General features: G+C 61.2%; 7 protein-coding genes. 5 read left to right on the top strand and 2 right to left on the bottom strand.

The window, feature by feature from the left end; all coding sequences use genetic code 11:
• Window positions 1–171 precede the first annotated feature (171 nt).
• The 5 genes from tpx (at window position 172) to AACX99_RS09560 (ending at window position 9,840) form a co-directional block, all read left to right on the top strand.
• Entirely contained in the window at window positions 172–672 is a 501-nt protein-coding gene (tpx, locus tag AACX99_RS09580) for a thiol peroxidase (protein WP_339411300.1), read from the top strand.
• A gap of 225 nt (window positions 673–897) precedes the next feature.
• A complete protein-coding gene (locus AACX99_RS09575) occupies window positions 898–2,124 on the top strand; it encodes an MdtA/MuxA family multidrug efflux RND transporter periplasmic adaptor subunit (RefSeq protein WP_339411298.1) in 1,227 nt (408 codons plus the stop codon).
• The gene (locus AACX99_RS09570; RefSeq protein WP_339411296.1) at window positions 2,121–5,219 is read left to right on the top strand and encodes an MdtB/MuxB family multidrug efflux RND transporter permease subunit; all 3,099 of its coding nucleotides are present in this window, start codon (window positions 2,121–2,123) and stop codon (window positions 5,217–5,219) included. Before AACX99_RS09575 ends, AACX99_RS09570 begins: the two co-directional genes overlap by 4 nt.
• The gene (locus AACX99_RS09565; protein ID WP_339411294.1) at window positions 5,216–8,323 is read left to right on the top strand and encodes an efflux RND transporter permease subunit; all 3,108 of its coding nucleotides are present in this window, start codon (window positions 5,216–5,218) and stop codon (window positions 8,321–8,323) included. The genes AACX99_RS09570 and AACX99_RS09565 overlap by 4 nt, the downstream gene beginning before the upstream one ends.
• A gap of 86 nt (window positions 8,324–8,409) precedes the next feature.
• On the top strand, window positions 8,410–9,840 hold the full coding sequence (locus AACX99_RS09560; RefSeq protein ID WP_339411475.1) for an efflux transporter outer membrane subunit: 1,431 nt from the start codon (window positions 8,410–8,412) through the stop codon (window positions 9,838–9,840).
• 60 nt (window positions 9,841–9,900) lie between these two features.
• Here the strand turns inward: AACX99_RS09560 and AACX99_RS09555 are convergent, their stop codons facing one another.
• The gene (locus AACX99_RS09555) at window positions 9,901–10,908 is read right to left on the bottom strand and encodes a DctP family TRAP transporter solute-binding subunit (protein WP_339411292.1); all 1,008 of its coding nucleotides are present in this window, start codon (window positions 10,906–10,908) and stop codon (window positions 9,901–9,903) included.
• 377 nt (window positions 10,909–11,285) lie between these two features.
• Window positions 11,286–12,290 carry a TRAP transporter substrate-binding protein gene (locus tag AACX99_RS09550; protein WP_339411290.1) on the bottom strand — a complete coding sequence of 335 codons (1,005 nt, stop codon included), beginning with the start codon at window positions 12,288–12,290 and terminating at the stop codon, window positions 11,286–11,288.
• Window positions 12,291–12,341 lie beyond the last annotated feature (51 nt).

Genomic DNA, 12,341 nt, shown 5'->3' with positions numbered 1-12,341 from the left:
GCTCATTTACAAACCCGTAAAATCCGCTTCCTCGCCTGTTTTTGCCTTGTCCTGCCTGCCTCGCCTACGTTTTTCAACGGTTTGCTTCAAGAGGGCGCGAGCTTGCCATTTGGTTTGTTCGCGCCCTTACTTGTTTTCCGCCCGTTAATTCCAATGATAAGGATCGTTCCCATGGCACAAGTCACCCTCAAAGGCTCCCCGGTTGAAGTCACCGGTCAACTGCCACAGATTGGTCAGCAAGCGCCGGCGTTTAGCCTGGTTGCCGGTGACCTGAGCGATGTGAGCCTGGCCAGCCTGGCCGGCAAGCGCAAAGTTCTGAACATTTTCCCAAGCGTCGACACCCCGACCTGCGCCACCTCCGTGCGTACCTTCAACACCAGTGCTAGCCAGCTGGCCAATACCGTGGTGCTGTGCATTTCCACTGACCTGCCGTTCGCCCAGGCGCGTTTCTGTGGTGCCGAAGGTCTGCAGAACGTGATCAACCTGTCGACCATGCGTGGCGCCGACTTCCTGCAGAACTACGGCGTGGCGATTGCCAGCGGCCCGCTGGTCGGTGTTGCCGCCCGTGCCGTGGTGGTGCTGGACGAGCACGACAAGGTGCTGCACAGCGAGATGGTCAGTGAAATTGCTGATGAGCCGAACTACGAGGCAGCCCTGGCTGTACTCAAGTAACAGTTGTTGATCGCTGTACCTACGGCCTGCTTTGCAGGCCGTTTTCATTTGTGGCTCGCCATCCCTGCGGCCCGACGTTACGCGACATTGAACACTGCCCCGACAATTTTCTATTCGCATCAGATATTTAGTTACGTAAGGAAAAGGTAAATAGGCGGTAAAGAGGCTTTGCAGGCCGGCTGATAGTGCATATCGTTCACGCTCCCCAAGGAAGTGATCGTTGCCATGCCTGATTCACAGTTCACCACCCGTCCTCGCAACCTGTCGCGGCAATGGCTGCTCGGCTCGCTCGCGCTGGTTGCTCTTGCCTTGCTGCTATGGTGGTTCTGGCCCAGCTCGCCGGAAGCGCCCACGCGTGGCGGCCCTTGGCGTGATGGTGGGCCGGTGCCGGTGCGCGTTGCTAGTGTCAGCCAGGGCGACTTCCCGGTTGAGCTCAAGGCCTTGGGCACTGTCACCGCCTACAACACGGTCAATGTGCGCGGCCGAGTGGATGGCGAACTGGTCAAGCTGTTGTTCAAGGACGGCCAACAGGTCAAGGCCGGTGATCTGCTGGCGGTGATTGACCCACGCGCCTATGAAATTGCTCTGCAGCAAGCCCAGGGCGCGCTACAGGAGAGCCAGGCGCAGCTGCGCAATGCCGAGCTGGACCTGGCGCGCTACCGAGGCCTGTATGCCGAAGACTCGATTGCCAAGCAGACCCTCGACACCCAGGAAGCGCTGGTCAACCAATACCGCGGCAGCCTCAAGAGCCTGCAGGCGGATGTCGCCACCGCGCGGCTGAACCTCGACTTCACCCAGATTCGCGCACCTATCAGCGGTCGCCTGGGCATTCGTCAGGCTGATGTCGGCAATCTGCTCAGCAGTGGCGATACGCTGCCGCTGGTGGTTATTACCCAGAATCTGCCGATTGCCGTGATGTTTACCCTGCCAGAAGCCGAGCTGCCGGCAGTGGTGCAGCAATTGCGCAGTGGCGCGACCCTGACCGTCGAGGCCTGGGATCGCAGTGAAAAACTCCTGCTGGCCGAAGGCGAGCTGGAAAGCATCGACAATTTGATCGACACCGCCACCGGCACGGTCAAGCTCAAAGCGCGTTTCGCCAACGCCGAAGAACTGCTCTTTCCCAACCAGTTCGTCAACGTGCGCCTGCGGGTGAAAACCCTGCAGAACGTCACCCTGATGCCAACGGCAGCGTTGCAGTTTGGTGCCAGCGGTACTTTCGCTTATGTGGTCGACGCTGAAGACAACGTACAGCTGACGCCCATCAACGTCGGCGCCAGCGATGGCCAGCTTAACGTCGTCGAGCAGGGCCTCAAGCCGGGCGATCGCCTGGTTCTGGAAGGTACTGATCGCCTGCGTTCGGGTAATCAGGTTGAGGTGATCGACGACACGCCTGTCGCCGCCCAGACCAAAGCGGCCGCCCCTGAAGGCAGCCGAGCGCCGCGCGCCCAATGAACGCCTCTCGCCTGTTTATCCTGCGCCCGGTCGCCACCACGCTGATCATGCTGGCGATCTTCCTCAGCGGGCTGATCGCTTATCGGCTGCTGCCCGTGTCGGCGTTGCCGGAAGTGGATTACCCGACTATCCGGGTGATGACCCTGTATCCAGGCGCCAGCCCGGACGTGATGACCAGTGCGGTCACCGCGCCACTGGAGCGCCAGTTCGGGCAGATGGCCGGGCTGAAACAGATGTCCTCTACCAGCTCGGGCGGCGCGTCGGTGATTACCCTGCGTTTCAACCTGGAGGTGCAGTTGGATGTCGCCGAGCAGGAAGTGCAGGCCGCGATCAACGGTGCGAGCAACCTGCTGCCCGACGATTTACCTGCACCGCCGGTGTACAACAAGGTCAACCCGGCTGACACCCCGATACTGACCCTGGCCATCAGCTCGAAAACCTTGCCGTTGCCGCAGGTATTTGATCTGGTCGATACCCGCCTGGCGCAAAAACTCGCGCAAACCAGCGGCGTTGGTCTGGTCAGCCTGGCCGGCGGCCAACGCCCGGCTGTGCGTTTGCGGGTCAACCCGGAAGCCTTGGCCTCCTATGGTTTGAACCTCAGCGATGTGCGTACTCTGATCACCGCCAGCAACGTCAACCAGCCCAAAGGCAACTTTGACGGGCCGACCCGGGTATCGCAACTGGATGCCAACGATCAGCTGAAGTCCGTAGACGAATACCGCGAGCTGATCCTCGCCTACAAGGACGGCGCCACCCTGCGCCTGAAGGATGTTGCCAGCATCATCGACGGTGCCGAAAATCAGCGCCTGGCCGCCTGGGCCAACCGTAACGAGGCGGTGCTGGTCAATGTGCAGCGCCAACCCGGGGCCAACGTGATCGATGTAGTCGACCGCATCCAGACCCTGTTGCCAAATTTGACTCAAGGCCTGCCGGCCAGCGTTGAGGTCAGCGTGCTGACCGATCGCACCGAAACCATCCGGGCGGCGGTCAAGGGCGTGCAACATGAGCTGCTGCTGGCCATCGCCCTAGTGGTGCTGGTGACCTTCCTGTTTCTGCGCAAGGTGTCGGCGACCATCATTCCATCCATCGTCGTGCCGCTGTCGCTGATTGGCACCTTCGGCGTGATGTACCTGGCCGGCTTCACCATCAATAACCTGACGCTGATGGCGCTGACCATTGCCACCGGCTTTGTGGTGGACGATGCCATCGTCATGCTGGAGAACATCGCGCGGCATCTGGAGGAGGGCGAAACCCCGCTGAATGCCGCGCTTAAAGGTGCTAAGCAGATCGGCTTTACCCTGGTCTCTTTGACCATCTCGCTGATCGCCGTGCTGATTCCACTGCTGTTTATGGCCGATGTGGTCGGGCGGCTGTTTCGCGAATTCGCCATTACCCTGGCGGTGGCCATCCTGATTTCACTGGTGGTATCGCTAACCCTCACGCCGATGATGTGCGCACGCCTACTCAAGGCAGAAAAACCAGAGGAAGAAGGGCGCTTCTACCGCGCCGCCGGCGCGGTGATCGACGCCATGATTGCCCGTTACGGCGTGTGGCTGACCTGGGTACTCAAGCACCAGCCGCTGACCCTGCTGGTGGCCATCGGCACGATGGCATTGACCGTAGTGCTTTACCTGGCCGTGCCCAAGGGCTTCTTCCCGGTGCAGGACACCGGAGTGATCCAGGGCATTTCCGAAGCGCCGCAGTCTATTTCCTTCCGCGCCATGAGCGAGCGCCAGCAGCGTTTGGCCGAGGTGGTTTTGCAGGACCCGGCCGTTGCCAGCCTGTCGTCCTATATCGGTGTGGATGGCGACAACCCGACGCTGAACAGTGGCCGCCTGCTGATCAACCTGACGCCACGGGCCGAGCGCGATGTCAGCGCCAGCCAGATCATCGAACGCCTGCGTCCGGAGTTGGCGCGGATTCCTGGGATCGAACTGTACCTGCAGCCGGTGCAGGATTTGTCCATCGAGGATCGAGTCAGCCGCACGCAGTTCCAGTTCAGCATGGAATCGCCGGATATCAGCCTGCTGGAAGAGTGGGTACCCAAACTGGTCAGCGCGCTACGCGAGCAGCCGGAGCTGACTGACGTGGCCAGCGACCTGCAAAACCGTGGTCTGCAGGTGTTTCTGCAGATCGACCGCGACATGGCCGGGCGCCTCGGCGTAAGCATTGCCGATATCGATAACGCGCTGTACGACGCCTTTGGTCAGCGGCAGATTTCCACCATCTACACCCAGGCCAGCCAGTACCGCGTGGTGCTGGAAAGCGAGAACGCCGGCAGCATCGGCCCGGCGGCGCTGCGGCAGATTCACGTCAAGGCCGCCGATGGCCAACAGGTCGCACTGTCGACCCTGGCCCAGGTCGAGGAGCGCGCCGCCAGCCTGCTGATCAACCATATCGGCCAATTCCCGGCCGCCACGCTGTCATTCAACCTGGCCAGCGGCGTATCGCTGGGCGAGGCGGTGGAGGTGATTGAACGGATTGAGCAGGAGATCGGTATTCCTCCGGCGGTGCAGACGCGCTTCCAGGGCGCGGCAGAAGCCTTCCGCGCGTCGCTGTCGAGCACCTTGCTGCTGATTCTCGCGGCCATCGTCACCATGTACATCGTGCTTGGCGTGCTCTACGAGAGTTATATCCACCCGATCACCATTCTCTCCACCTTGCCCTCGGCGGGGGTTGGCGCGCTGCTGGCGTTGCTGATCAGCGGCAACGAGCTGGGGCTGATTGCGATCATCGGCATCATCTTGCTGATCGGCATCGTCAAGAAGAACGCGATCATGATGATCGACTTCGCCCTCGACGCCGAACGCAACCAGGGCATGCAGCCGGAAGCGGCGATCTACCAGGCGGCGCTTTTGCGCTTTCGGCCGATTCTGATGACCACCCTGGCCGCGCTGTTTGGCGCGATTCCACTGATGCTGGCCACCGGCTCCGGCGCTGAGCTGCGTCAACCGCTTGGGCTGGTGATGGTCGGCGGGCTGCTGCTGAGCCAGATCCTCACCCTGTTCACTACGCCAGTGATCTACCTGTACTTCGATCGCCTGTCGCGGCGCATCAGTGGCCGTAGCGCGGCCGGGCTTGTGGTCAACCCATGAACCTCTCCGGCCCCTTTATCCGCCGGCCGGTGGCCACCCTGCTGCTGAGCCTGGCAATTTTGCTGCTCGGCGGCGTCAGCTTCGGCCTGCTGCCGGTGGCGCCGCTGCCACAGATGGATTTCCCTACGATCACCGTGCAGGCCAGCCTGCCGGGGGCCAGCCCGCAGATCATGGCGTCCAGCGTAGCGACGCCGCTGGAGCGCTCGCTCGGTACCATCGCCGGCATCAGCCAGATGAATAGCCGCAGCAGCCAGGGCAACACGCGGATCATGATCCAGTTCGACCTGGACCGAGACATCAATGCCGCTGCCCGCGAGGTGCAGGCGGCGATCAATGCCTCACGCGAGCTGCTGCCCAGCGGTATGCGCAGCATGCCGACCTACGCCAAGGTCAACCCGTCGCAGGCGCCGATCATGGTGCTGTCGCTTACCAGCGATGTACTCAACAAGGGCCAGCTGTACGACGTGGCCTCGACCATCCTGGCGCAGAAACTCGCCCAGGTAACCGGCGTTGGTGAAGTGCAGATTGGCGGCAGCTCCTTGCCCGCCGTGCGAGTGGCCCTGGAGCCGCGCCTGCTCGATCAGTACGGCATCGCCCTGGATGAAGTGCGCCAGAGCATCAGTGCCGCCAACGCCAAGCGGCCGAAAGGCGCGGTGGAAGATGCCGAGCGGCACTGGCAGGTACAGGCCAGCGATCAACTGGAAAAAGCCGCCGATTACCTACCGATGATCATTCGCTACCAGAACGGCGCAGCCGTGCGCCTGGGCGATGTGGCGAGCGTTACCGATGGCGTCGAGGACCGCTACAACAGCGGTTTTTTCAACGATGAGCAGGCGGTGCTGCTGGTGATCAACCGGCAGACCGGGGCCAATATCATCGAAACCATCGCCGGTATTCGCGAGCAACTGCCGGCCTTGCGGGCGGTGATTCCCGCCAGCATCGAGCTGGAAGTGGCGATGGACCGCTCGCCAGTAATCCGCGCCACCCTGCATGAGGCCGAGCAAACTCTGCTGATCGCCGTGGTGCTGGTGATTCTGGTGGTGTTCGCCTTCCTCGGCCGTTGGCGCGCGGCGCTGATTCCGGCCCTGGCCGTACCGGTGTCGCTGGTCGGCACCTTTGCGGTGATGTACCTGCTGGATTTCTCCCTGAACAACCTGTCGCTGATGGCGCTGATCATTGCCACCGGCCTGGTGGTGGACGATGCCATCGTCGTTTTGGAAAACATTTCGCGGCATATCGAGGCCGGCGAAACGCCCATGGCGGCGGCGTTCAAGGGCGCGCGCGAGGTGGGCTTCACCTTGCTGGCGATGAACCTGTCGCTGGTCGCGGTGTTTATCTCGATTCTGTTTATGGGCGGCATCGTCGAGCGGCTATTCCGCGAGTTTTCCATCACCCTGGCCGTGGCCATCGTGATTTCCCTGCTGGTGTCGCTGACCCTCACTCCGATGCTCTGCGCGCGCTGGCTCAAGGCCGAAACCGCCGAGCACCAGCCCAGCGCCATGCAGCGTTGGGGCGGGGCCGTGCAGACGCGCGTGCTGGCGTTTTACGCGCGCGGTTTGGACTGGGCGCTAAAACACTCCTTGCTGATGCTGTTTAGCCTGCTGGCGACCATCGCGCTGAACATCTTCCTGTTTGTCAGCGTGCCGAAAACCTTTATGCCGCAGCAGGACACCGGCCAGCTGATGGGCATGATCCGCGGCGATGACGGTCTGTCGTTTCAGGTGATGCAGCCGAAGATGGAAATCTTCCGCCGCGCCGTGCTGGCTGACCCAGCGGTAGACAGCGTGGCCGGGTTTATCGGCGGCAGCGGCGGGATCAACAACGCTTTTATGATCGTGCGCCTCAAGCCTATCACCGAGCGCAATGCCAGCGCCCAGGACGTGATCAACCGCCTGCGCCAATCGGTGCCGAAAGTGCCCGGCGGGCGGATGTTTCTGATGCCTGATCAGGACCTGCAGATCGGCGGGCGAGAAGGGCGCAGCTCGGAAAACGAATACATGCTGCTGTCCGGCGATCTCGACGAACTGCGCAAATGGCTGCCACCGGTACGCGAAGCGCTGCGCGCGCTGCCGGAGCTGACCGATATCGACGCCAAGGAGGCCGAAGGCACCCAACAGATCCGCCTGGTGGTCGACCGCGACATGGCCAAACGCCTGGGTGTGGACATGAATATGATCACCGCTGTGCTGAATAACGCGTTCAGCCAGCGTCAGGTGTCGACCATCTACGACAGCCTCAATCAGTACAGCGTGGTGATGGAGATCAACCCGCAGTTCGCCCAGTACCCGGAAACCCTCGACCAGATTCAACTGATCACCACCGAGGGCGCGCGGGTGCCGTTATCCAGTTTCGCGCGCTGGGAGCGCAGCCTGGAAGAAGACCGGGTGCATCACCAGGGCCAGTTCGCTGCGGAAAATATCGGCTTCGCCCTGGCCGAAGGCATCAGCCTGGATCAGGCTAGCGCGGCGATCAACAACGCGGTTGCACGGGTCGGTTTGCCCACCGAAGTGCAGGGCATGCTCGGCGGCACTGGCGGCGCCTTCCAGAAAACCCAGCAGAATCAGCCGTGGATGATTTTGCTGGCGTTGGTGGTGGTGTATATCGTTCTCGGTGTGCTCTACGAGAGCTATATCCACCCGCTGACCATTCTCTCCACCTTACCCTCGGCCGGGGTCGGCGCGCTGCTTGCTTTGCAGCTGATGAGCATCGAATTCAGCCTGATTTCACTGCTCGGTCTGTTTTTGCTGATCGGCATCGTCAAGAAGAACGCGATTCTGATGATCGACCTGGCCCTGCAGCTGGAACGCCAGCAGCACCTGAGTCCGGAGGAGTCGATCCGCCAGGCCTGTCTGCTGCGTTTTAGGCCAATCATGATGACTACCCTGGCGGCGATTCTCGGCGCGCTGCCGCTGATGCTCAGCAGCGCCGAAGGCTCGGAAATGCGCCAGCCGCTAGGCATCACCATTGTCGGTGGGCTGGTACTGAGCCAGTTGCTGACTCTCTACACCACCCCGGTGATCTACCTGTATTTCGACCGCCTGCGCCACCGGGTTAACCGCTGGCGCGGTGTGCGCACTGACGCTGCTCTGGAAACTCCGTTATGACTCTGCTGCCAACACCCGTAGGAGCGAGCCATGCTCGCGAAACCTTTTCCGTTGCCAAGCCATTCGCGGGCGTGGTCCGCTCCTACATGGGGCTGCTTACACTCAGCCTGCTGTTAGGCGGCTGCGCCATTGGCCCGGACTATCAGCGCCCGCAGCTGCAAACCCCGGCGCAGTTCAAACAGATCGAAGGCTGGACCCAGGCCAAGCCCGGCGATGTGCTAGAGCGCGGCAGCTGGTGGCAGTTGTATGGCGATGCTGAGCTGAATGCCCTGGTCGAGCGGCTGAATATCTCCAACCAGAGTCTGGCTGCCAGCGAGGCGCAGTATCGCCAGGCGCGCGCGTTGGTTCGCGGTGCGCGAGCGGCGTTTTACCCCAGTTTGTCGAGCAGCGCCGGTGCCACTCGCAGCAGCCAGGGCAGTGGTTCCAATAACAACACTGGCAGCACCACAGCCAGCACCGGCGATATCAGCAGGAGCTATGAGCTGGGTCTGAATGCCACCTGGGAACTGGATATCTGGGGCAAGCTGCGCCGCTCGCTGGAATCCAGCCGCGCGGGTTTCGAGGCCAGCGCCGCCGACCTGGCCGCGCTAAAGCTCAGCCTGCAGGCGGAGCTGGTGCAGGACTACCTGCAACTGCGTGTGCTGGATGATCAGCAGCGCCTGCTCGATGCCACAGTCGCGGCCTATGCGCGTTCACTGAAACTCACGGAAAATCAGTACAACGCCGGCATCGTGCCGAAATCTGATGTCAGTCAGGCGCTGACCCAGCTGAAAAGCTCCCAGGCCCAGGCTATCGATCTGCAATGGCAGCGCGCGCAGCTGGAACATGCGATTGCCGTGCTGGTCGGTGTACCGCCTAGCGAGCTGAGCATCGCTGTGCGCGAGAAATTGCCAGCATTGCCGGAAATTCCTGTGGCGCTGCCATCGCAATTGCTGGAGCGTCGCCCTGATGTGGCCGCCGCCGAACGCAGGGTAATAGCCGCCAACGCCGAAATCGGCGTGGCAGAAGCCGCCTGGTATCCGGACCTGACTATCTCCGCCAGCGGCGGCTACCGTGGCAGCAGCTTTGCCGACTGGATCGACCTGCCTAACCGTTTCTGGTCCCTCGGCCCGCAGCTGGCCCTGACCCTGTTCGATGGTGGCGCGCGCAGCGCCGAACTGGAACGCAGTGAAGCGGCCTACGACCAGACCGTGGCGCAATACCGCCAGTCGGTGCTCGACAGCTTCCGTGAGGTGGAGGACACCCTGGTGCAACTGCGCGTGCTGCAGGAGGAAGCCGTGATCCAGCAAGAAGCACTGGACGCCGCCCGCGAATCCCTGCGCCTGATCGAGAACCAGTACCGTGCCGGCACTGTGGACTTCAACAGCGTGGTCAATGTGCAGGCCACAGCGCTGAACAACGAACGCACCAACCTCAGCCTGCTGGGCAGTCGTTTGACCGCCAGCGTGCAGCTGATCGCTGCGTTGGGTGGTGGTTGGCAGGGTGATTTAGAGGTGCAAGACTCAGCAGGCCGCTAAGCGATCTCAAGCGTCAGCACGGATAACCGCCGTTTTGACGCTTGAGGCTTTGGGGAGCGATTAGTCGCGGGATTTGCGGTTTACCGTTTGCGCAGCCTTGAGTATGTCTGCGCCGATCTCGGCTTCAAACTGCTGCCAAACCGGTTGCATGGCGGTGCGCCAGGCAGCGCGTTGTTCGTCAGTGAGGGTGATGATCTGGCTGCTGCCGGACGCTTCGATACGCTGACGGTCTGCACGGTTGGCTTCTTCAGACTGGTGATTCACCGCGAAGCTCACTTCATCAATGATGGCTTCCAGCTCGCTGCGGATCTGGTGCGGAATCGAAAACCAGAAGCGCTGATTACTGACCAGCATGTAGTCGAGCGCACCGTGGTTGGTCTCGGTAATGAACGGCTGCAAGGTGTGCAGCTGCTTGGTGTAGATGTTCGACCAGGCATTCTCGGTGCCCTGTACCTTGCCGCTTTGCAGCGCAGCGAAGACCTCGGCAAAAGGCATCGCCAAGGGCGCCGCACCGATCTGATAGAACTGCGCTTCCAGCACGCTGGAGGGCTGAATACGGAACTTCAAACCCGCCGCATCACTGGGCACTTGCAGCGCTTTAGTCGCTGAGAGCTGCTTCATGCCGTTATGCCAATACGCCAGACCAATGATGTTGTGCGCCTCCATGGAACGCAGCAATTGACGGCCTTTGGCGCGCTTCTGGAAGCGTGTGACGGCTTCTAGGTCGTCGAACAGGAAGGGCAGGTCGAAGACTTGCAACTGTTTGGTGTATTTCTCGAACTTGGCCAGTGAAGGTGCCAGCAGTTGCACCTCGTTGTTAGCCAAGGCCTGCAATTCATTGTCATCGCCAAATAAGCTGGAGGTCGGGTAAACCTCAACGCTGACCTTGCCTGCCAGGCGCTGATCGACCAACTGTTTGAACAGCAACGCCCCCTGACCCTTGGGCGTATGCTCATCGGCAACATGGGCAAACTTGATCAGAATGGGCTTCTGTTCTTGCGCGTTGCAAAGGTTGAATGCACTGAACAGCAGGGTGCCAACAGCTATAACAGCAATCGACTTGAACATAGGGAAGTCCTTGGTTGAGGCAGGCGAGCAGTTTTGAATAGTCGGAGGACAATCAGGCGCTAGACGCAGTTTCAGCGTAGCGGCTTTTGGCCGGCGCCCCGGGTGATTAGCCAGGGGCGAGCAGAAGGGGCTAGTTAGAGCGGCGCGGAGATTACTGCACTTGGCGCGTCAGTGGAGTGCGATGGCGCACGTCTTAGAACCAGCACACGATCTGCTGTGTGTCGGCGCTACTGCGTTAAAAACCGGCTGGTGCGCCAGCCCGGTCGGAAGCCGCTTGCGGCTAACGCGCTTTAGCGTGACCCACAGGGCGAGTGAAACGGGCTGTTACTAACGTAGCGCCTTGCAGGGCTCTAGCTCGCGAGATCGTGAGCAGGCTCTTAACGCTTGTTGCGGTTAACCGTTTGCGCGGCCTTCATTATGTCGGCGCCGATCACGCCTTCGAACTGCTGCCATACCGGCTGCATCGCTTGGCGCCAGGCGTCGCGTTGCTCATCGGTAAGCGCGATAATTTGGGTGCCGGTGGCTGCGGCGATGCGGTCGCGGTCGGCCTGGTTAGCAGCTTCAGCCTGGTGATTCACCTCGTAGGTCACCTCGTCGATGATGCCTTCCAGCTGCATGCGGATCTGATGGGGAATGGCGTACCAGAAGCGTGGGTTACTCACCAGCATGTAGTCGAGCACGCCGTGGTTGGTCTCGGTGATAAACGGCTGCACGCTATGCAATTTCTTGCTGTAGATGTTCGACCAGGGGTTTTCCGCGCCCTGTACCTTACCGCTTTTCAGCGCATCGAAGACTTCGGCAAATGGCATGACCAAAGGCGTAGCGCCGAGCTGGTTGAACTGCGCCTCAAGCACCGAGGACGGTTGGATACGGAACTTCAAACCGGCCGCGTCGCCCGGTACCAACAGCGCCTTGGTGGCCGAAAGCTGCTTCATGCCGTTGTGCCAATAGGCCAGGCCGACGATGTTGTGGTCTTCCATGGAGCGCAGCAGCTGGCGGCCTTTGGCGCGCTTCTGGAAGCGGTTTACCGCGTCCAGGTCATCAAACAGGAAGGGCAGGTCGAACACTTGCAGCTGTTTGGTGTATTTCTCGAACTTGGCCAGCGACGGTGCCAGCAGTTGCACGTCGTTGTTGGCCAGCGCTTCGAGTTCGTTGGCATCACCATACAGGGTGGAGTTGGGGTAGACCTCGACTCTTACCTTGTCACCCAGGCGCTCTTCGGCCAGTTTCTTGAACAGCAATGCGCCTTGGCCTTTGGGGGTGTTGTCTGCCACCACATGGGCGAACTTGATCACGATGGGCCCCTTGTCGGTTGCCGCGTGAAGCGTGGTAGACGCCAGCAGCAGGCTGCCAGCGGCGATAGCGCAGATCGACTTGAACATAGCGTTGTTCCTGATTGTTCTTATGTTGTTGTGTTGACGGCATGCCAGGGT

The sequence above is a fragment of the Pseudomonas sp. EA_35y_Pfl2_R5 genome (assembly GCF_963970805.1).
In the GTDB taxonomy this organism is placed as follows: Bacteria; Pseudomonadota; Gammaproteobacteria; order Pseudomonadales; family Pseudomonadaceae; genus Aquipseudomonas.
Note: the sequence above shows the minus strand (reverse complement) of the source record. Positions and strands in the feature narration are given on the sequence as shown.